This window comes from Streptomyces sp. NPDC002853, from assembly GCF_053591915.1.
Window position 1 is genome coordinate 55658 of record NZ_JBSFUS010000012.1, and the last position, 20324, is coordinate 75981.

At 71.2% G+C, this 20324-nt stretch carries 21 protein-coding genes; 14 read left to right on the forward strand and 7 right to left on the reverse strand.

Translation table 11 applies throughout. The features are described from left to right. Positions 1–119: 119 nt before the first annotated feature. From ACWD02_RS30840 to ACWD02_RS30850, 3 genes are all read right to left on the reverse strand, one after another. Entirely contained in the window at positions 120–1169 is a 1050-nt protein-coding gene (locus ACWD02_RS30840) for a YeiH family protein (RefSeq protein WP_451216149.1), read from the reverse strand. Further along, positions 1169–1738: a cysteine dioxygenase gene (locus ACWD02_RS30845; protein WP_451216152.1), complete on the reverse strand. Its 570-nt coding sequence runs from the start codon at positions 1736–1738 to the stop codon at positions 1169–1171. The genes ACWD02_RS30840 and ACWD02_RS30845 overlap by 1 nt, the downstream gene beginning before the upstream one ends. A 152-nt stretch (positions 1739–1890) precedes the next feature. Beyond that, positions 1891–2796 carry a LysR substrate-binding domain-containing protein gene (locus tag ACWD02_RS30850; RefSeq protein ID WP_451216155.1) on the reverse strand — a complete coding sequence of 302 codons (906 nt, stop codon included), beginning with the start codon at positions 2794–2796 and terminating at the stop codon, positions 1891–1893. Between the two features lie 52 nt (positions 2797–2848). Here ACWD02_RS30850 and ACWD02_RS30855 point away from each other — a divergent pair, with 52 nt between their 5' ends. Beyond that, positions 2849–3826, forward strand: a complete 978-nt coding sequence (locus ACWD02_RS30855) for a helix-turn-helix transcriptional regulator (protein ID WP_451216158.1) — start codon at positions 2849–2851, stop codon at positions 3824–3826. On the opposite strand, the gene ACWD02_RS30860 is transcribed toward ACWD02_RS30855, so the two are convergent. Both ACWD02_RS30860 and ACWD02_RS30865 read right to left on the reverse strand, forming a co-directional pair. Further along, positions 3798–4640 carry an alpha/beta fold hydrolase gene (locus tag ACWD02_RS30860; RefSeq protein WP_451216161.1) on the reverse strand — a complete coding sequence of 281 codons (843 nt, stop codon included), beginning with the start codon at positions 4638–4640 and terminating at the stop codon, positions 3798–3800. The two genes, ACWD02_RS30855 and ACWD02_RS30860, sit on opposite strands and share 29 nt — an antisense overlap. A gap of 68 nt (positions 4641–4708) precedes the next feature. Beyond that, entirely contained in the window at positions 4709–5350 is a 642-nt protein-coding gene (locus tag ACWD02_RS30865) for a TetR family transcriptional regulator (protein ID WP_451216164.1), read from the reverse strand. Between the two features lie 116 nt (positions 5351–5466). Between ACWD02_RS30865 and ACWD02_RS30870 the strand changes: the two genes are divergently transcribed. The 4 genes from ACWD02_RS30870 (at position 5467) to ACWD02_RS30885 (ending at position 8708) form a co-directional block, all read left to right on the forward strand. Then, on the forward strand, positions 5467–5622 hold the full coding sequence (locus tag ACWD02_RS30870) for a hypothetical protein (RefSeq protein ID WP_451216167.1): 156 nt from the start codon (positions 5467–5469) through the stop codon (positions 5620–5622). Positions 5623–5675: 53 nt separating this feature from the next. Beyond that, positions 5676–5987, forward strand: coding sequence for a DUF4190 domain-containing protein (locus ACWD02_RS30875; RefSeq protein ID WP_451216170.1), 312 nt, complete (start codon positions 5676–5678; stop codon positions 5985–5987). Between the two features lie 48 nt (positions 5988–6035). Beyond that, positions 6036–7199, forward strand: coding sequence for a cysteine desulfurase family protein (locus ACWD02_RS30880; protein ID WP_451216173.1), 1164 nt, complete (start codon positions 6036–6038; stop codon positions 7197–7199). A gap of 219 nt (positions 7200–7418) precedes the next feature. Continuing rightward, the gene (locus ACWD02_RS30885) at positions 7419–8708 is read left to right on the forward strand and encodes a cytochrome P450 (RefSeq protein WP_451216176.1); all 1290 of its coding nucleotides are present in this window, start codon (positions 7419–7421) and stop codon (positions 8706–8708) included. A gap of 12 nt (positions 8709–8720) precedes the next feature. Here ACWD02_RS30885 and ACWD02_RS30890 read toward each other — a convergent pair whose 3' ends face one another. Further along, positions 8721–9398: an N-acetylmuramoyl-L-alanine amidase gene (locus ACWD02_RS30890; RefSeq protein ID WP_451216179.1), complete on the reverse strand. Its 678-nt coding sequence runs from the start codon at positions 9396–9398 to the stop codon at positions 8721–8723. A gap of 61 nt (positions 9399–9459) precedes the next feature. Here ACWD02_RS30890 and mnmA point away from each other — a divergent pair, with 61 nt between their 5' ends. Continuing rightward, complete coding sequence (mnmA, locus tag ACWD02_RS30895; protein WP_451216182.1) at positions 9460–10596, forward strand: tRNA 2-thiouridine(34) synthase MnmA; 1137 nt, start codon at positions 9460–9462, stop codon at positions 10594–10596. 13 nt (positions 10597–10609) lie between these two features. Here the strand turns inward: mnmA and ACWD02_RS30900 are convergent, their stop codons facing one another. Further along, the gene (locus tag ACWD02_RS30900) at positions 10610–10960 is read right to left on the reverse strand and encodes a DUF427 domain-containing protein (RefSeq protein ID WP_451216798.1); all 351 of its coding nucleotides are present in this window, start codon (positions 10958–10960) and stop codon (positions 10610–10612) included. A 75-nt stretch (positions 10961–11035) separates the two neighbouring features. Here ACWD02_RS30900 and ACWD02_RS30905 point away from each other — a divergent pair, with 75 nt between their 5' ends. The 8 genes from ACWD02_RS30905 (at position 11036) to ACWD02_RS30940 (ending at position 20324) form a co-directional block, all read left to right on the forward strand. Beyond that, positions 11036–11581: an LOG family protein gene (locus ACWD02_RS30905; protein ID WP_365823920.1), complete on the forward strand. Its 546-nt coding sequence runs from the start codon at positions 11036–11038 to the stop codon at positions 11579–11581. A gap of 31 nt (positions 11582–11612) precedes the next feature. Beyond that, entirely contained in the window at positions 11613–12302 is a 690-nt protein-coding gene (locus ACWD02_RS30910) for an SDR family oxidoreductase (RefSeq protein ID WP_451216186.1), read from the forward strand. Further along, complete coding sequence (locus ACWD02_RS30915; protein ID WP_451216189.1) at positions 12299–13294, forward strand: methionine synthase; 996 nt, start codon at positions 12299–12301, stop codon at positions 13292–13294. The genes ACWD02_RS30910 and ACWD02_RS30915 overlap by 4 nt, the downstream gene beginning before the upstream one ends. Positions 13295–13324: 30 nt before the next feature. After that, the gene (gene ligA / locus ACWD02_RS30920) at positions 13325–15508 is read left to right on the forward strand and encodes an NAD-dependent DNA ligase LigA (RefSeq protein ID WP_451216192.1); all 2184 of its coding nucleotides are present in this window, start codon (positions 13325–13327) and stop codon (positions 15506–15508) included. A gap of 249 nt (positions 15509–15757) precedes the next feature. Then, positions 15758–18154 carry a putative bifunctional diguanylate cyclase/phosphodiesterase gene (locus tag ACWD02_RS30925; protein ID WP_451216195.1) on the forward strand — a complete coding sequence of 799 codons (2397 nt, stop codon included), beginning with the start codon at positions 15758–15760 and terminating at the stop codon, positions 18152–18154. 123 nt (positions 18155–18277) lie between these two features. Further along, positions 18278–18574 carry an Asp-tRNA(Asn)/Glu-tRNA(Gln) amidotransferase subunit GatC gene (gene gatC / locus ACWD02_RS30930; protein WP_016642027.1) on the forward strand — a complete coding sequence of 99 codons (297 nt, stop codon included), beginning with the start codon at positions 18278–18280 and terminating at the stop codon, positions 18572–18574. A 5-nt stretch (positions 18575–18579) separates the two neighbouring features. Next, a complete protein-coding gene (gene gatA / locus ACWD02_RS30935; protein WP_451216198.1) occupies positions 18580–20085 on the forward strand; it encodes an Asp-tRNA(Asn)/Glu-tRNA(Gln) amidotransferase subunit GatA in 1506 nt (501 codons plus the stop codon). Beyond that, entirely contained in the window at positions 20082–20324 is a 243-nt protein-coding gene (locus ACWD02_RS30940; protein ID WP_451216201.1) for a hypothetical protein, read from the forward strand. Before gatA ends, ACWD02_RS30940 begins: the two co-directional genes overlap by 4 nt.

A 20324-nucleotide genomic window follows, 5' to 3' on the forward strand; every position in this document is an offset into this window, starting at 1 on the left:
ATTCTCAGCCCGTCCGGCGTGTGAGGGCGAACTCGGCGCAGCCGGTGATGACGGCAACCGAGCGAAGGCCCTCGCGCCGGCGAGTTTTCGGGAAGGGGCGGGGTTGGGGACAAGCCCGTTTACCCCACCACCGACACACCCGCATACGAAACCCCCGCCACCACAACCCACGCACACAATCCAAGCACCGCAACCCGCCCCCCGGTTCGGGTGAGCGACGGCAGGTCCACCGCGGCCCCGAGGCCGAACAGGGCTGCCGCCAGCAGGAGTTCCTGGGCGTGGCCCGCCGCGTCCAGGAGCGAGCCCGGAACCCACCCCGTACTCCGTACCGCCACCATCACCAGGAACCCCGCCACGAACAGCGGCAGCACAGGGGGACGTCTCCGGGCCCCACCCGGAGCAGCGGACCGCGCCCGCAGGGCGAAGGCGACCCCCGCCACCAGCGGCGCAAGCGCCGCAACCCGCATCAGCTTCACCAGGACCGCGTCCCCCAGCGCGCCCGGCCCGGCGGTCTGAGCGGTGGCCACCACTTGACCCACGTCATGGACACCGGCCCCGACCCAGCGGCCGAACTCCGCGTCGCTCAGCCCCAACGGCCCCTGCAACAGCGGCAGTACGGCAATGGCAAGCGTCCCGCACAGCGTCACGAGCGCCACCGAGACCGCCGCGTCCCGCTCCTCGCTCTCGGTCACCTCACTGACCGCGCCGATCGCGGACGCCCCGCATATCGAGTACCCGGTGGCGATCAGGAGCGGCTGATCCCCGGGCAACCCCATGCGGCGGCCGAGCCACCACGTCCCGAAGAACGTGGCCGCGACGACCCCGAGCACCATCACCACCGTCGCCCAGCCGAGGCCTAGGACGTCGTCCAGGCTCAGTTTCAGGCCGAGCAGCACGATGCCGAGCCGCATCAGCCGCTTCCCGGCGAGGGAGAGGCCCGCCTTGCCGGGACCGCGTACGAACGCGCGCACACCCGGCACATGCGCCGCCGCGAGGCCGAGCACCACGGCCGCCGTCAGCATCGGCACGGCGGGAAGCAGGGCATGGATCGCCCAGGCCGCCACGACCCCGAGCGCGGCCAGGCCGAGTCCCGGCAGCGGGCGGGGATGAGGTCGATGCCGGCGAGGCGCGACCGGGGTGATCTGCTGGCGCTGTCCCAGGAGTGCCATCAGCGGTCGGCCGGCAGTTCGTAGACCCGGCGCACGCTGGTGCCCAGGCGGGAGATGTCCGCGCCGTACACATGGAGCGAGACCGCACGCTCCGTGCCGCCGTTCCAGACCCGGTGGATGTCGCCGGGTGGCGCGAAACCGCACACCGTGCCCTGCCGGTTGACCAGGTCCTCCGTGGCGGCGAGCCGTGCCGGGGTGTTGTCCGACGCCGGGACGAGGCGGTAGCGCCGCTCGTGCTCCGTGCCCTCGTGGACGCCGGTGACGCACCAGGAGACGTGGTCGTGGACCGGCGTGTGCTGGCCCGGCAGCCAGACGATGCCGACCACCGAGAAGCTGCCGTCGTGCTCGGCGTGCAACAGGTGCTGCCGGTAGCGCTCGGGGTCACCGGAGCGCTGTTCGTCGGTGAGCAGATCGGCTGCGCCCAGGTGCGGCGCGAGCAGTTCACCGACCAGGTGGGCCGTCAGGTCCGGCGGAAGCCCCCGGCCGACGGCCTCGCGTACGCCGGAGACGAGGGCGTCCAGGCGCCCGGTGGTGCGGGCTGCTCGGTACGCGGTGGTGGAGGCACTCATAGGGGCAGCGTCCTGCCGCCCTTCCATCACGTCCAACGACAGTTTCTAAGCCACTCCCCAACTTCTGCTTATGGGTGGAGAGTGAGGGAGTGAGGGAGTGAGGGAGTGAGGGAGTGAGGGAGCGGGGGAGCGGGGGGAGGGGGTGGGCCCGCTCAGCAGCCCACACGGTTCGCCGCGACCGCCTTCAGTTCCTCCAGGACCAGCGCCGTCGCGGGTATCCGCAGATGCTCCCGCAGCGCGTACGCCGACACCTGCCGCCGTGACGCCGGGTCGAGAGCCCGTCCCGTCACCTGACGGTGGCGCAGGAAGTCGAGGACGAGCCCCGGCATCATCGCGATGCCGAGCCCCTCGGCGACCAGGCTCTGGATGACGAGGTTGTCGTCCGTGGTGAAGGCGATGTCGGGCGTGAAGCCCTGCTCGGCGCACTCGTGCAGGAAGTTGGCGCGGCAGCGCAGGCAGCCCGCGATCCAGCGCTCGCCCGCGAGGTCGACGAGCCGGACGGAACGGCGCCGGGCCAGCGGATGCCGGGACGGCAGGAGGACCGTCAACTGGTCCTCCATCAGCGGAATTTCCACCACTTCATCCGGTACGTCCTCGTGCAGGCCGGGATAGTGGAAGGCCAGGGTGACATCGCAGTCACCGTCGACGAGGCGCTGGAGGGACTCGGGCGGCTCGTTCTCCTGGAGTTCGACCCGCACCCCCGGGTGGCTCGACGCGAGCCGGGACAGCGCCTCGGGGATCAGGGTGGCGTTGGCGCTGGGGAAGGCGCAGATGCGGACGCGGCCGGTGCGCAGGCCCGTGATGGCGTTCATCTGCTGCTGGGCGGCGTCGATGTTGCCGAGGATGATCCCCGCGTGCCGGGACAGCGCCTCGCCCGCCTCGGTCAGCCGCATCCTGCGGCCGACGCGGGTGAACAGGACCGTGCCGACGGACCGTTCCAGCGCCTTCATCTGCTGGGTGATCGCGGGCTGCGTATAGCCGAGCGAGCGGGCGGCGGCGGAGTAGGAGCCGGTCCGGACCACTTCATGGAATGACCTGATGTGCCGGGAATCGAACACGCCTGAATCATAAGCATGATCCGGAGAGGGCCGACAGGTCATCCTTGACCGCGTGAAATCCGACCGGCTGCTCTCGATCCTGCTGCTGCTCCAGACCCGCGGGCAGGTCCCCGCCCATGAACTCGCCGATCGTCTCGAAGTCTCCGTACGCACCATCTACCGCGACATCGAGGCGCTCTCCGCCTCCGGCGTCCCGGTCTACGCGGAGCGCGGGCGGCACGGCGGCATCGCGCTCCTGCCCGGCTTTCGTACGGACGTCACGGGGCTCACGGCGGACGAGTCGCGGGCGCTGTTCATCCTGGCCGCGCAGGGCGCGCACGCCGCGCTCGGCCTCGACGAGGCGCTCGGCTCCGCGCTGCGCAAGGTCATGGCGGCACTGCCCGCGCCGCACCGCCCCGCCGCCGAGCTGACGAGCCGGCGCATCCTCGTCGACTCGGCACGCTGGATGCCGGGGCCCCGCGGCTCGGATCCGGTCATCGTCGACCTCGACGTACTGCAGGACGCCGTCTTCAGCGACCGGCGGCTGCGGCTGCGCTACCGGCACAGCGGCGACGCGGAGCCGAGCGCCTACACGGTGGACCCGTACGGCCTCGTGTCCAAGGCGGGCGTCTGGTATCTCGTCGCCGACCGGCGCGGCGCCCCGCAACTCTTCCGCGCCGACCGCGTGCAGGCCGCGACCCTCGCGGACCAGCCCGTCCGGCGCAGGCCCGGCGTGGAACTCGCCGATGTCTGGGGCGTGCTGAAGCGCCAGGTCGAGGACCGGCCGGTCGGCGTCGACGTGACGGCGCGGGTCGCGCGGGGCCGTTACGCCCAGTTCCTGCGCCTCAAGGGGCAGTTCCTGAGCGCGCCCCCCGAGGACGACGGGGAGAGCGAGTGGATCACTGTCCGGCTCGGGTTCGGCGAGGTCGGGGACACCCGCACGCTGCTCCCGTTCGCCGCCGGTGTGGAGGTTCTGTCGCCGCCCGAGGCCCGTGCCGAGCTGGCGGGCGCTGCCGCCGCGGTCAGTGACCTGTACGCAGGAACCGGCTGAGCTCGCCGGTGAGTTCGGCGGGCGCGTCCTCCTGTACGAGATGTCCCGCGCCCTCGATCAGCCGCAGCTCGGCGCCGGGGATCAGCTTGGCGAGCTCGTGGCCGCGCTCCACCGGGATCCAGGTGTCGTCCGTGCCCCAGCAGATGAGGACGGGCAGCTCCAACTCCCCGTAGCGTCCCTGGACTTCATCGGTGAACCGCTGGTCGTTCTGCTCGATCTGCCGGTAGAACGCGGGCCTGCCCTCCTCGGTGCACCAGGGCTCGACCAGGCGGTCGAGCACCGCCGGGTGCAGGCCGCGGTGGCTCGCCGAACCGACGTACTCGCGCACGAGCGCCTCGTGCAGGGCGGGCGGCAGCTGGGAGAAGACATCGGCGTGCGCGCCGAGCAGGCGGTAGGTGGGGGAGCCCCAGGGGGCGAGAGCCACCGGGTCGACGAGTGCGAGGCGTTCATAGCGTGCGCCGTGCAGGAGGTGGGCGCGCAGGGAGACGCAGCCGCCGAAGTCGTGGGCCACGACCGCCGGGCGGTCAAGGCCCCAGTGGGCGAGGAGCTCGGTGAGGGCGCGGGCCTGCGCGGCCAGGGACACGTCCTGTTGGGAGTGCATCTCGGAGGCGCCGTAGCCCGGCAGGTCCCATGCGTACACGCGGTGTTCGCGGGAGAGCGCGCGGGCCACGCCCCGCCAGACGTAGGACGAGAAAGGGGTGCCGTGGACCAGGACGACGGGCGGCGCGTCCGTGGGGCCGACGGCGGTCCAGCGGACGGCGCCGGTCGGTCCCGCGAAGGTCTGGTCGAGCGTCCAGTCGCGATCGGTCGTCATGACCGTAAGGCTAGTAGCTCCTTACGGGAGTGTCGAGGGTCGCGGCCGCCACCGTGGCGCGCCGCAGGTCACTGCTCGTCGAGCCAGTGGCGCCGCCCGAGCGAGACCAGGCGCAGCTGCCTGCGCGCGCCGGCCGCCACTCGCTCCTCGGTGCCGGGCGCCGCCTCCAGGAGTGCGGACGCGGTCATCACCATGTGGTCGACGTACATCCTGGCCAGCATCAGGAGATCGTCCTCGTCCCAGCCCGCGGACTCGGGTTCCAGGGCGAACTGGTCCTTCACCTCCTGGGCGAACAGGGCGAGTTGATCGCCTATCGCGGACCGCACGGCCTGCACCCCGCCGTGCTGCTCGCGCGCGATGAAGCGGACGTGCGCGGGGTGGGTGCGCACATAGGCGACGATCAGCTCGACCGTGGCCGCGATGCGTTCCTCGCCGTCACTGTCCCCGCTGCTTTCACCGGTCGCCGCGAGGAGCGAGACGAGTGTGGTGTGCAGGCTGCTCAGCGCCTCCTCGACCAGCGCCACGCCCAGGTCGGCCATGTCGCGGAAATGCCGGTAGAAGGCGGTGGGGGCCACGCCCACGGCACGGGTGACCTCACGCAGTCCCAGGCTGCTCAGGCTCTGCTCCTCGAGCAGCTGGAGCGCCGCGTCGAGGAGTGCCCGCCGGGTTTTCTGCTTCTGGGCCTGCCGGATGCCGAGAGTGTGACTCATGCCATGCAGTTAACAACTGTTCTCCGGGATTGAAAAGCCGCGCAGGCGGTACTCTCTATGTCAGTGAACAGTTGTTACCACAAGCGTTCACCGAAGTCCCCGACGAGAGGCACCCCATGTTGTTCCTCGTAGCCGCCCTCCTGCTGCTCGGCGTCGCCCTGGGTTCCGTCGCCCACGCGCCGCTCCCGGTCAGCCTCGTGGCCGCCGTCGTGATCGGCGTGTGGCTCATGGTGTTCGCGATCCGCGAGCGGCGCTCGCGCCGCCACTTCTGAGCGCGCCACCGCATCCGTGACCGATCCGCACGGCCCCTGAAAGGAGTCGCACCATGGCACTCACCACCACCAGGCCCAAGGCCACCGCCGACGCCAGCTCCACCTCTTCCGCTCCCGCCCCCACCGGCCGGCGCGACACCGACGGCATGGCCGTCGCCTCGTTCGTCCTCGGCCTGCTCGGACTGCTCGTCCTGAACCTCTTCCTCGGCCCGATCGCGATCGTCCTCGCGAGCATCGCGCTCCTGCGCGGGACCAGCCGAAAGGGCCGCGCGATGCTGGGACTCGGGCTCGGTGTGGCCGATCTCGTCGTCCTCGCCGTGCTGATGTCCATGGACAACACCGTGTCCTGGGGTCTCGCGGGCTGACACCGCTTGGACGCGGGGCACGGCGAGGCTCGTAGAATCGTGCCCACCATGGCCTACCTCGACCACGCAGCGACCACTCCGATGCTCCCGGAGGCGATCGCGGCGATGACCGCCCAGCTCGCCGTCACCGGCAACGCCTCCTCACTGCACGCCGCGGGGCGCCGGGCGCGACGCACCGTCGAGGAGGCCCGCGAGACGCTCGCCGAGTCGCTCGGCGCGCGCCCCAGCGAGACCGTCTTCACCGCGGGCGGCACCGAGGCCGACAACCTCGCCGTGAAGGGCCTGTACTGGGCGCGGCGCGACGCCGATCCCGCGCGGACCCGGGTCCTCTCCAGCCCCGTCGAGCACCACGCCGTCCTCGACGCCGTGCACTGGCTCGGCGAGCACGAAGGCGCCACCGTCGAGTACCTCCCCGTCGACACGTACGGCCGCGTGCACCCCGAAGCGCTGCGCGAGGCGATCGAGCGCGACCCCGACGACGTCGCCCTCGCCACCGTCATGTGGGCCAACAACGAGATCGGCACCATCCAGCCGATCCGTGAACTGGCCGACGTGGCGCGGGAGTTCGACATCCCGCTGCACGCCGACGCGGTGCAGGCCTTCGGCCAGCTGCCCGTCGACTTCGGCGCGTCCGGGCTCGCCGCGATGACCGTGTCCGGGCACAAGATCGGCGGTCCCTACGGCATCGGGGCGCTGCTCCTGGGGCGCGAGTACAGCCCCGTGCCCGTCCTGCACGGCGGCGGGCAGGAGCGTCATGTGCGCTCCGGGACGCTCGACGTGCCCGCGATCGCCGCCTTCGCCGTGGCCGGGAAGCACGCCGCCGGGCAGCGCGAGTGGTTCGCCCAGGAGATCGGCGGCCTGCGGGACGACCTGATCACCGCGGTGCGCGCGGAGGTCCCCGGCGCGATCCTGGGCGGCGACCCGGTCGACCGGCTGCCCGCGAACGCGCACTTCACCTTCCCCGGCTGCGAGGGGGACTCCCTTCTCCTGCTGCTGGACGCCCAGGGCATCGAGTGCTCCACCGGCTCGGCCTGCACGGCGGGCGTGGCCCAGCCGAGCCACGTCCTGCTCGCCACCGGCACCGACCCCGACCTGGCCCGCGGCACGCTCCGCTTCTCCCTCGGGCACACCTCGACCAAGGCCGACGTGGCCGCGGTGGCCCAGGCGATCGGCCCGGCGGTGGAACGGGCCCGGACGGCGGGACTGAGCTGAGACCTGCCCGCTTTACGGCAGTACGTGATGAGGCCAACACCGGACTGGGCTGACCTCCCCCTGAGTTGATGCCGGTTTCGGCCGCTATAGGTCGGACAGGCACTGGAGCGGGCGACGGGGCCCACAGCCCGCCGATCTATGCTTGCCGCTCGCGAGTCCGCTCCGCGCGTTCGGGGCTGCACGACACCCCCCTCTTCGGGGCTGCACGACAACCCCCTCATGGAGTTCACATTGAAGGCGAACCTCCGCTCTCGCATCGCCGCGCGGCTCGGACGCATGTACCTCTCCCGTATCCAGCGGAACGGGATCAGCGCCTCCACGATCTCCAAGCTCCCCGAGCCTCTGCTCGCGCCGATGCGCCGCGACGGGCTCGACCCGGTCGCCAGGCTCACCGAGCACCAGGCGGAGCAGCCGATATCCAAGGTGCCGCTGCCGTTCGGCATGGACGCGTGGGTGGTCACCGGCTATGACGAGGTGAAGGCGGTCCTCGGCGCGACCGACGGCTTCAGCAACGACTTCATGAACCTCGCGGGCAACGCGGGAGTGGTCGACGACCACCACCCCGGCGGCCTCGGCTTCAGCGACCCCCCGGTCCACACGCATCTGCGCCGCATCCTCACGCCCGAGTTCACGATGCGCAGGCTGCGCCGCCTCACGCCCAGGATCGAGGCCATCGTCGAGGAGCGGCTCGACGTGATGGAGGCCATGGAAGGGCCCGTCGACCTCGTCCAGGCCTTCGCGCTGCCGATCCCCTCCCTGACGATCTGCGAGCTGCTCGGCGTGCCCTACGAGGACCGCCACGACTTCCAGCAGCTGGCCATGGAGCGCTTCGACCTCTTCGGCGGCGCGACCGCTCCCTTCGGGGCGATATCCGCCTCGCTCTCCTACTTCCGGGACGTCGTCAAGAAACAGCGCGAGAACCCGGGCGACGGACTGCTCGGCATGATCGTGAAGGAGCACGGCGACACGGTCGGCGACGAGGAGCTCGCCGGACTCGCCGACGGCGTCCTCACCGGCGGCTTCGAGACGACCGCGAGCATGGTGGCCCTCGGCTCCCTGCTCCTCCTGCAGCACCCGGAGACCGCCGCGCGGCTGCGCGAGGACGACGGGGCGGCCGCACCCTTCGTCGAGGAGGCGCTGCGCTACCTCACCGTCGTGCAGGTGGCCTTCCCGCGGTTCGCCCGCGAGGACATCGAGGTCGCCGGGGTGCGCATCCCCAAGGGCGACCTGGTCCTGTGCTCCCTGAGCGGCGGCAACCGCGACGCCAAGTACACCCCCGACGGCGGCGGCTTCGACCCGCACCGCAAGGCCTCGGGCCACCTCGCCTTCGGGTACGGCATCCACCGCTGCATCGGCGCCGAACTGGCCCGCATGGAGCTGCGCGCCGCATACCCGGCCCTGGTGAAGCGCTTCCCCGACATGCGGCTCGCGGTCGCCCCCGAGGAACTCGCCTTCCGCAAGCTGTCCATCGTGTACGGGGTGGAGTCGCTGCCGGTGCACCTTCGGTAGCTGCCGCGCGGGTCACCCGAGGGCGGTGCGGGCCTTCTTCACCAGCCGTATGTACCGGTCCCAGTCCCAGTGCGGCCCGGGGTCCGTGTGGTCCGTGCCCGGCACCTCCACATGCCCGACGATGTGCTCGCGGTCCACCGGGATGTCGTACCGCTCACAGATGCCTGCCGTCAGCCGCGCCGACGACTCGTACATAGCGTCGGTGAACGAGGACTTCTTGTCGACGAAGCCCTCGTGCTCGATGCCGATGCTCCGTTCGTTGTAGCTCTTGTTCCCCGCGTGGAACGCCACGTCCAGCTCGCGGATCATCTGGGCTATGTGCCCGTCCTTGCGCACCACGTAATGGGCCGCGGCGCCGTGTCCGGGGTCCTTGAACACCTTCAGCGCCGTCGCGTACCCGCCCTGCACCACGTGGATCACGACCATGTCGATGCCGTAGTCGTCGGGGCGGTCCGCGCGGCGCCAGTTGTAGTCGGAGGCGGCTGTCCACTGCGCGCCCCGGGCGTCGACCTCGCCCTCCTTGCGCTTCTTCACCACGCCCGGCATCCGCCACCACAGGCGCCCCAGCTCGTCCGACGCGAGCACGGCCGTGCCGACGGCAGCCGCGGCGCCGCCGATCAGGAGCGTCCGCCGGTTGACGCCCCGGCGCCCCTGGCCCTGCTCCGCTGTCGAGTCCTGTTCTTCCCCCATATGATCGTCAACGCTTACTCACGGGCGGCTGGTTCCCGCGGGCCCGTACCCTGTTAGAGCTATGACTGAGAACCGGACCCCGCAGCACCCCCGCCCCCTCCGCGTGCTCGCCGCCATGTCGGGCGGCGTGGACTCCGCCGTCGCCGCCGCGCGTGCCGCCGAAGCAGGCCACGACGTGACCGGAGTGCACCTGGCGCTCTCGGCGAACCCGCAATCGTTCCGCACGGGCGCGCGAGGCTGTTGCACCATCGAGGACTCCCGCGACGCCCGCCGCGCCGCGGACGTCATCGGCATCCCGTTCTACGTCTGGGACCTGGCCGACCGCTTCCGCGAGGACGTGGTCGAGGACTTCATCGCCGAGTACGAGGCGGGGCGCACCCCCAACCCGTGCCTGCGCTGCAACGAGAAGATCAAGTTCGCCGCGCTCCTGGACAAGGCGCTCGCCCTGGGCTTCGACGCGGTCGTCACCGGCCACTACGCCACGGTCGTCGTGAACGAGGACGGCACCCGCGAGCTGCACCGCGCATCGGACATGGCCAAGGACCAGAGCTACGTCCTCGGGGTCCTGGACGACCGTCAGCTCGCCCACGCGATGTTTCCCCTCGGTGACACGCTCACCACCAAGGAGGAGATCCGCGCGGAGGCCGAGGAGCGCGGCCTCGCCGTCGCGAAGAAGCCCGACAGCCACGACATCTGCTTCATCGCGGACGGCGACACCCAGGGCTTCCTCGCGGACCGCCTGGGCAAGGCCGAGGGCGACATCGTCGACGCCGACGGCAACAAGCTGGGCACCCACGAAGGCGCCTTCGGCTACACCATCGGCCAGCGCAAGGGCCTGCGGATCGGCACCCCGGCCCCCGACGGCAAGCCGCGCTACGTCCTGGACATCTCCCCGGTGAACAACACCGTGACGGTCGGCCCCGCGGCCGCCCTCGACGTCACGGGCCTGACGGCGATCAAGCCCCGCTGGTGCGGCGCGGCCCCCACCGGGCCCGGCACGTACACGGCGCAGCTGCGGGCGCACGGCGGCGAGACGCCGGTCAGCGCGGAGCTGGTCGACGGCACGGAGCTGCGGGTCTCCTTCGACGAGCCCGTACGCGGCGTGGCCCCCGGCCAGGCGATCGTGCTGTACGACGGCACGCGCGTGGTGGGCTCGGCGACGATCGCCACGACGGAGCGGGCGACGGCGGCGGCCTAGGCCCTCCCGGGCATCACCCGGCTGCTTCTACCTCGTAGAAGCAGAAGTGGTCCTTGATCTGCGCCACCGCGTCCTTGGGCTCCGGGTAGGCCCAGACTGCGTCCTTGCCGTCCTTGCCGTCCTCGGTGCCCGGCAGCGACCAGTAGGACGCCGTTCCCTTGAACGGGCAGTAGGTCGTCGTGTCCGACGCGGTCAGGAGGTCGGTGCGGACATCCTCCGGAGGGAGGTAGTACCGCACCGGGCAGCCCGTCTCGCGCAGGAGCAGCGGACGGCTGCTCTCGGCCACGACCTGGCCGTCCCGCACCACCCGTACGAGGTCGGTGCCCGGCTCGATGGTGATCTTGTGCCCTGCTGTCACCGTGATCTCCTTCTGTGTGCGACAAAGGCTCTGTGAACGGCCGCGTCCCACCCAGTGTGTGCCGGATCGTACGGTGAGGCCATGAACATCTGCGTCTTCCTCTCCGCCGCCGACCTCCCCGAGCGCTACACCCGCCCCGCCCGCGAGTTCGCCGAACTGCTCGGCAAGGGCGGCCACACCCTGGTGTGGGGCGGTTCGGAGAGCGGCCTGATGAAGGTCGTCGCCGATGGTGTGGAGGAGGCGGGCGGGCGTCTCGTCGGCGTCTCGGTGGACTTCCTCGCCGCCAAGGCCAGGGCCGTGACCGCGCCCGACGAGATGGTGATCGCGCGTGACCTCGCCGAGCGCAAGGCGCTGCTCCTGGAGAAGTCCGACGCGATCGTGATCATGGTCGGCGGCACGGGCACCCTGGACGAGGCCACCGAGATCCTCGAACTCAAGAAGCACGGCAAGCACACGAAGCCCGTGGTCCTGCTCAACTCGGCGGGGTTCTACGACGGCCTGAAGGAGCAGTTCCAGCGCATGGAGGACGAGGGCTTCCTGCCGGTTCCGCTGACCGGCCTCGTCTTCTTCGCCGAGGAGCCCGTGGGAGCCCTCGCCTACCTGGAGGAGAGCATGGGCACGCGCTGAGCCGCGCCCTCCGGGGTGCGACGATGGGCGCATGGCAACACATGTGATCACCGGGGCCGGCTCCGGCATCGGCGCGGCCGTGGCCCGCCGCCTCCACGCACGCGGCGACGCCCTTGTCCTGCACGCACGGGACGCCGGCCGGGCCAAGGAACTCGCGGCGCAATTCCCCGGGTCGGCCACGCTCGTGGGCGACCTCTCCGACCCGGACAAGCTCTCCTGGGCGTTCGGCCACCAGTCGCTGCCCGACCGGGTGGACTCCCTGCTGCACATCGCGGGCGTCGTCGACCTGGGCCCGGTCGGCGACCTCACCACGAAGTCCTGGCGCCACCAGCTCAACGTCAACCTCATCGCCCCCGCCGAGCTGACCCGGCACTTCCTGCCCCAACTCCGCGCCACCCGGGGCCACGTCGTCTTCGTGAACTCCGGCGCCGGCCTGAGCGCGAGCCCCGCCTGGTCCGCCTACGCCGCCTCCAAGCACGGCCTCAAGGCCCTGGCGGACTCCCTGCGCGCCGAGGAGCACGCGAACGGCGTCCGCGTCACCTCCGTCTATCCGGGACGCACGGCGAGCGCCATGCAGGCCAAGGTCCACCAGCAGGAGGGCAAGGAGTACGTCCCCTCCCGCTTCATCGACCCGGAGTCCGTCGCCACGACGATCCTGATGGCCGTCGACCTGCCGCGCGATGCCGAGGTCAACGACCTGACGGTGCGGCCCGGACAGTGAACGCGATCAGTTGGGGCCCGGCCACCGGCATCGGGTCCATGCCCGGCGGTGACGCCCGCGAGGCCGCGAAGACCGTCACCGGCAGTTTCGAGGACTTCCCGTATCTGGCCGAGCTGCCCGCCCGGGGCCCCGGCGCCGACATGATCGGGCGGACCGCCGGGATGCTCGTCGAGCTCTACGCGCGCGTGGAGCCCAGCGGCTGGCGGATCGGCGACCGGCCGGGGCGGGACACCCGCCGCGCGAGGGCCTGGCTCGGCGAGGACCTGGACGCCTTCGAGGAGTTCACCCAGGGGTACGAAGGTCCGGTCAAGGTGCAGGCCGTCGGACCGTGGACGCTCGCCGCCGCCCTGGAGCTGAGGAACGGCGAGGCCGCGCTCTCCGACCCCGGTGCCTGCCGTGACCTGGCCGGATCGCTCGCCGAAGGCCTGCGCGTCCATCTCGCGGACGTACGCCGCCGCGTCCCCGGCGCCCAGATCGTGCTCCAGCTCGACGAGCCCTCGCTCATCGGCGTGCTGCGCGGGCACATCAAGACCGCGAGCGAGTACCGCACCCACCGCGCCGTGGACCGCCAGCTCGTGGAGAGCACCCTGCGCGAGGTGCTCGGTGTGCACGACGGGCCCTCCGTCGTGCACTCCTGCGCGCCGGACGTACCGTTCGCGCTCCTGCGACGGGCCGGCGCCGACGCGATCTCGTTCGACTTCTCGCTGCTCACCGAGCGTGACGACGAGGCGATCGGTGAGGCCGTCGAGGCCGGCACGAAGCTCTTCGCCGGTGTCGTGGCGGGCGTGGACGGCCCATTGTCAGACCCTGCCGGTAGCGTCATGGGTGTCAGGACGTTGTGGCGCAGGCTGGGGCTGAATCCGGGTTCTCTCGCGGAGTCGGTCGTGGTCACTCCGTCGTGCGGCCTCGCGGGGTCTTCTCCCGCGTACGCACGCGCGGTCCTCGCCCACTGCGCCCGGGCGGCGAGATCACTCGCGGACAACCCTGAGTAATTGGGTATGACGTAACGGGAGGATGTAACGGTGGCTGTCGAACAGCAAGGCTCTGTGCCCGCCGAGGCACGGGATCAGCATGCCCAGCTGGCCGAACAGATCGAGGAGCACCGCTTCCGGTACTACGTGAACGATCAACCGGTCGTCAGTGACGCCGAGTTCGACAAGCTCCTTCGCTCGCTGGAGGCCCTGGAGGAGGAGTACAGCGAGCTGCGCACGCCCGACTCGCCCACCCAGAAGGTCTCCGGGGCGTACGAGACCGAGTTCACCTCGGTCCAGCACCGCGAGCGCATGCTCTCCCTGGACAACGCCTTCGACGACGAGGAGCTCGCCGCCTGGGCCGACCGCGTGGGCAAGGAGGTCGGCACCAGCGACCACCACTTCCTGTGCGAGCTCAAGGTCGACGGCCTCGCCGTGAACCTCACGTACGAGGACGGCAAGCTCACGCGCGCGGCCACCCGCGGCGACGGCCGCACCGGGGAGGACATCACTCCGAACGTCCGCACCATCGCCGACATCCCGGACCGCCTCAAGGGCGAGAACATCCCCGCCCTCGTCGAGATCCGCGGCGAGGTCTTCTTCCCCATGGAGAAGTTCGAGGAGCTCAACGCCCGTCTGGTGGAGGCCGGTGACAAGCCGTTCGCCAACCCGCGCAACGCGGCGGCGGGTTCACTGCGCCAGAAGGACCCGCGCGTCACCGCCACCCGCCCGCTGCACATGGTGGTGCACGGCATCGGCGCCCGCGAGGGCTTCGACATCGACTGCCTCAGCCACGCGTACGAACTCCTGAAGGCCTGGGGCCTGCCCACCGCCCAGCACAACAAGGTCGTCCAGGGGCTCGACGGCGTCCGGGACTTCATCACGTACTTCGGCGAGAACCGCCACTCCGTCGAGCACGAGATCGACGGCGTCGTCGTGAAGCTGGACGAGATCCCGCTGCAGGGCCGCCTCGGCTCCACCTCGCGGGCGCCGCGCTGGGCGATCGCCTGGAAGTACGCACCCGAAGAGGTCAACACCAAGCTGGTGAACATCCGCGTGGGCGTCGGCCGCACCGGCCGCGTCACGCCGTACGCCCAGGTGGAGCCCGTCACGGTAGCGGGCTCCGAGGTCGAGTTCGCGACCCTGCACAACCAGGACGTGGTGAAGAAGAAGGGCGTCTTCATCGGGGACACGGTCGTCCTGCGCAAGGCGGGCGACGTCATCCCGGAGATCCTCGGCCCCGTCGTCGACCTGCGCGACGGCACCGAGCGGGAGTTCGTGATGCCCGCCGAGTGCCCCGAGTGCGGGACGGCGCTGCGGCCGATGAAGGAGGCCGACATCGACCTCCGGTGCCCCAACGCCCAGTCGTGCCCCGCCCAGTTGCGCGAGCGCCTCTTCTATCTGGCGGGCCGCAAGAGCCTGGACATCGAGAACTTCGGTTATGTCGCGGCGGCCGCGCTGACCAAGCCCCTGGAGCCGTCGGAGCCGCCGGTCCTCGACGAGGGCGACATCTTCGACCTCACCATCGACCGGCTCCTGCCGATCAAGGCGTACGTACTGGATCAGGACAGCGGCCTGCCCAAGCGTGACCCGAAGACGGGCGAGGAGAAGATCGCCACGGTCTTCGCCAACCAGCAGGGCGAGGCGAAGAAGAACGCCCTCTCCATGCTGGAGAACATCGCGGCGGCCAAGGAGCGCCCGCTCGCGCGCGTCATCACGGGCCTGTCCATCCGCCACGTGGGTCCGGTCGCCGCCGAGGCCCTGGCCCGCGAGTTCCGGTCCATCGACCGGATCGAGCAGGCCACGGAGGAGGAGCTCGCCGCCGTCGAGGGTGTGGGCCCGACCATCGCCGCCTCCCTGAAGCAGTGGTTCGAGGAGGAGTGGCACCGGGAGATCCTGCGCAAGTGGCGCGCCGCCGGGGTCCGCATGGAGGAAGAGGGCGGGGGAGAGGACCAGGGGCCGCGACCGCTCGAAGGCCTCACCGTCGTCGTGACCGGAACGCTCGAGCACCACACGCGGGATGGCGCAAAAGATGCGTTGCAGAGCCGGGGAGCAAAGGTCACCGGTTCCGTTTCGAAGAAGACGGCCTTCGTGGTCGTGGGTGACAATCCCGGCTCGAAGTACGACAAGGCGATGCAGCTGAAGGTTCCGGTTCTCAACGAGGAAGGCTTCGCCGTCCTGCTGGAACAAGGACCGGACGCGGCAGCGGAAGTTGCGCTTCCGACCGAGGAGTAGCGGTTGAAGGCCACCCGTTCAGCGCATACCAGATGCATACGGGTGGCCGGGTCGCATTCGGGCAACCGTTGTGGACCGCTGCCCGTAGAAGCCTTCTGCGGCCTACTGTTGAGGTGTGCGCCTGCCGTGCCCCGCTGCGATTGGGGTATCCCCTGCTCATTGGGAGCACGGGGAAGGAGTTTCAGACGCGGCTGACTTCTGGAGCGAGTCCGCGTGGCTTGGGCACCGCCGGCTGTGAGAGGGACGGGAATGGAACCGACCGAGAGCGCCGCACCGGACTCCCGGCTGCGCGCGCGCCTGCGGCGCGGACCGGGCGCGTGGCTCAGCGGACGCAGAGCGGCACGGGGGACGCGCGAAGCGGACAGAGAGCGCCCCGCCGTCCCGAGCACGGCAGTTGAGCGGCGCGAACGCGCATGGAGCACCGTCGGCGGGTACGGCACGCAGGAGCTCGGTGTGGGGGAGAGCGCGGGCGGGCGGGACGCGGGGCCCTGTTCCACCCAGACGGGCGTCGAGGGACGCCGCAGGCCGCTCTGGCGCGGCGCCGAGGCACACGGCCCGGATGACGGATCGGGCGATCGCGACCCCTGGCCGGTGCTTCCGGTTGTCGTCGTGACGATCGCCGCGGTGGTGCTCGGCACGGGCTTCTTCCACGCCTTCACCGGACGGGGCGACCTGTTCCCCTCCGGCACGGTCGGCTGGTCCCTCGCCATCCTCACGGGGCTCATCGTCGGCCATCTCGTGGCGCTCGGCCGCGACCGCTGGTGGGGCGGCACGGGATCGGGCGGCGCGCTCACGGTCGCCGTGCTCCTGCTGTACGGCTGGGTGCCCGCCGGAATGGTCAGCCTCACCGTCGTCGTCCTCGTCGGCGTCGCGCGCCGCCACCGCTGGCGCCAGGGCATCCTGCACGGCGCGGTCGACATCCTCGGCATCGGCGCGGGCGCGCTCGCCATGGCCGCGTTCGGCACCGCCCCGACGACCGAGTCGCCCTGGCTGCCCGAGACCTGGGACCTGTACTCCGCCCCCGAGGTGGCCCTCGCCGCCGCGGCCTACCTCGTGGTCACCCGCGTCCTGCTCTGGTACGTCCACGCGCCGCGCACCGGCGCCCTGCCCACGGTCACCCGTACGGCCCTGGTCCGGCAAGGACTCGTCGGCGTCGCGCTGCTCGGCATCGCGCCGCTGATCTGCGTGGTCGCCGCCTCGACGCCCATACTGCTGCCGCTCTTCGCGATCCCTCTCGTCGCGCTCGACTCGACGCTGTGGATAGCGCGGGCCAGGGCCGAGGAGCAGCTGCGCGACCCGCTCACCGGCCTGCCCAACCGCCAGTGGCTCCTCGAACGGACCTGGACGGCACTGGACGACGCCGAGCGCATCGGGGCCCGGTCGGCCCTGATGCTGATCGACATGGACCGCTTCCGGTCGGTGAACGACACCCTCGGTCACCTCGCGGGCGACCGTTTACTGCTGCAGATCGCCGACCGGCTGCGGCTCGCCCTGCCGCGCGGTGCGGAGGCCGCGCGGCTCGGCGGTGACGAGTTCGCCGTCCTGCTGCCCGTCGCCGACTCCACGACGTCCGCCACCCGCGTGGCACGGTCCCTCGTCGCCGCCCTCGGCTCACCCCTCGACCTCGACGGCCTGTCGCTGGTCCTGGAGGCCAGCGCCGGACTCGCCGTCTTCCCCGACCACGCCATGGACGCCGAAGGACTGCTCCGCCGGGCGGACGTCGCGATGTACCAGGCCAAGCGGGACCGCACGGGCGTCGAGGTGTACGAGTCCAAGCGGGACTCCAACACCCCCGACCGCCTGGGCCTGTTGGGCGATCTGCGCCGGGCGCTCGACGCGGGCGACGTGGAGCTCCACTACCAGCCGAAGGTCCAGTTCGACGGACGGGTGGCCGGGCTGGAGGCGCTGGTGCGCTGGGTGCATCCCGAGCGCGGGAAGGTGCCGCCGGACGAGTTCATCGCCATCGCGGAGTCCTCCGGCCTCATGCCGCACCTCACGGAGTACGTCCTGGAGACGGCCCTCTGCCAGGTGGCGAAGTGGCAGGCGATGGGCCTCAAGGTCCCCGTCGCCGTGAACGTCTCGCCGCGTGACGTGCACACGCCCGGCTTCGCGGGCGCCGTCGCCGCACGCCTGGCCCGCCACGGAGTCCCCGCGGGAGCGCTCCAACTGGAGATAACGGAACACGTCCTCCTGGAGGACCCGCAGCGGGCCGCGGACACACTCGCCGGCCTGACCGGCCATGGCGTCAAGATGTCGCTGGACGACTTCGGCACGGGGTACTCGTCCCTGGTGCACCTGCGGCGGCTGCCGGTGAGCGAGCTGAAGATCGACCGCTCGTTCGTCGCGCGGCTGGCCGTCGACAACGAGGACGCGGAGATCGTCCGCTGCACGGTCGACCTCGCGCACTCCCTCGGCCTGCTCGTCGTCGCCGAGGGCGTCGAGGACGACGAGACGTGGGAGCGGTTGCGCGACCTGGGGTGCGACGCGGTGCAGGGCTGGCTGGTCGCCGCCGCGATGCCGCCGGACGAGACCACCGCCTGGCTGCGGGCCCGGGGCTCCCGTGGGTGGCGCCGCCCGGTGGATGTCGCAGCCGAGGAGGCGGCCGCAGCGGCGGCCGCCGAGGCCGGGGCCGACATCGCGAAGTAGGCCGGGGCGGACGCCGCGAGACAGCGCCCCGGCCCGGCCGGGGCAATCCGTTTCACGGGCATGGGGTGTGGCCCCATAGGATTGGGGCCACAAACCACACACTCACCCCCAGAGGATCGCCGCATGCCTGGCATTACGCGCGAGGAGGTCGCCCACCTCGCCCGCCTAGCACGTCTTGAGCTGAAGGACGAGGAGCTCGACCACTTCGCCGGACAGCTCGACGACATCATCGGCGCGGTCGCCCGCGTCTCCGAGGTCGCCGACCAAGACGTACCGCCGACCTCCCACCCGCTGCCGCTGACGAACGTCATGCGCGCGGACGAGGTCCGTCCGTCGCTCACCCCCGAGCAGGCGCTCTCCGGCGCCCCGGCCCAAGAGCAGCAGCGTTTCAAGGTGCCGCAGATCCTGGGGGAGGACTAACCACCATGACGGACAGCAAGATCGACATCATCAGGCTCACGGCCGCCGACATCGCCGCGAAGGTCGCCTCCGGCGAGCTGACGGCCGTCGAGGTCACCGAGGCCCACCTCGCCCGCATCGAGGCCGTCGACGAGAAGGTGCACGCCTTCCTGCACGTCGACCGAGAGGGCGCCCTCGCGCAGGCCCGCGCCGTCGACGCCAAGCGGGAGAACGGCGAGAAGCTCGGCCCGCTGGCCGGCGTCCCGCTCGCGCTCAAGGACATCTTCACCACCGAGGGCGTACCGACCACGGTCGGTTCCAAGATCCTCGAGGGCTGGATCCCGCCGTACGACGCGACCGTCACGCGCAGGCTGAAGGAAGCCGACGTCGTCATCCTCGGCAAGACCAACATGGACGAGTTCGCCATGGGGTCCTCCACCGAGAACAGCGCGTACGGCCCCACCGGCAACCCGTGGGACCTCACCCGCATCCCCGGCGGCTCCGGCGGCGGCTCCTCCGCCGCCCTCGCGTCGTACGAGGCCCCCCTCGCCATCGGCACGGACACCGGCGGCTCCATCCGCCAGCCCGCGGCCGTCACCGGCACGGTCGGCGTCAAGCCCACCTACGGCGGCGTCTCGCGCTACGGCATGGTCGCCTTCTCCAGCTCCCTGGACCAGGGCGGGCCCTGCGCCCGCACCGTCCTGGACGCGGCCCTCCTGCACGAGGCCATCGCCGGGCACGACGAGCTCGACTCGACGTCCATCGACGCCCCGGTCCCGGCGGTCGTCGAGGCGGCGCGCAACGGCTCCGTACAGGGCATGCGCGTCGGTGTCGTGAAGCAGTTCGCGGGCGAGGGCTACCAGGCCGGTGTCGTCCAGCGCTTCCAGGAGTCGGTCGCCCTGCTCAAGGAGCTCGGCGCCGAGATCGTCGAGCTGGACTGCCCGTCCTTCGACCTGGCGCTCTCCGCGTACTACCTGATCGCGCCGAGCGAGTGCTCGTCCAACCTGGCCCGCTTCGACGCCATGCGCTACGGCCTGCGCGTCGGCGACGACGGCACGAAGTCCGCCGAGGACGTCACCGCGCTGACCCGCGAGGCCGGCTTCGGCGACGAGGTCAAGCGCCGCGTCATCCTGGGCACGTACGCACTGAGCTCCGGCTACTACGACGCGTACTACGGAAGCGCCCAGAAGGTCCGCACCCTGATCACGAAGGACTTCGAGAAGGCCTTCGAGCAGGTCGACGTGATCGTCTCGCCCGCGACGCCCACCACCGCCTTCCCGATCGGCGAGCGCGCCGACGACCCGATGGCGATGTACCTCGCGGACGTGTGCACCATCCCGTCGAACATGGCCGGCAACGCCGCCATGTCGCTGCCCTGCGGTCTCGCACCGGAGGACGGCCTGCCCGTCGGACTGCAGATCATCGCCCCCGCCATGAAGGACGACCGCCTTTACAAGGTGGGAGCCGCCGTAGAGGCAGCCTTCGTGCAAAAGTGGGGTCACCCGCTGCTTGAGGAGGCACCGTCACTATGAGTCCTATGACCGCCAAGGCCCAGGGTTTCAGGAAGTCGAAGCCCGGCGCGTACCTGTCGATGGGCACCACCGCCTTCGGCGCGATCTCCGTCGTCAAGCAGGCCAGGCTGGCCCGCAAGGAGAACGACACGCTCCGTCTCATCGACGCCGCTGTCTCCGCCGCCGCCATCGTCACCGGTCTTGCTCTGCTCTATCGCGAGCTGAAGAAGCTCGGCGACGACGACGTCCTGCTGGGTTGA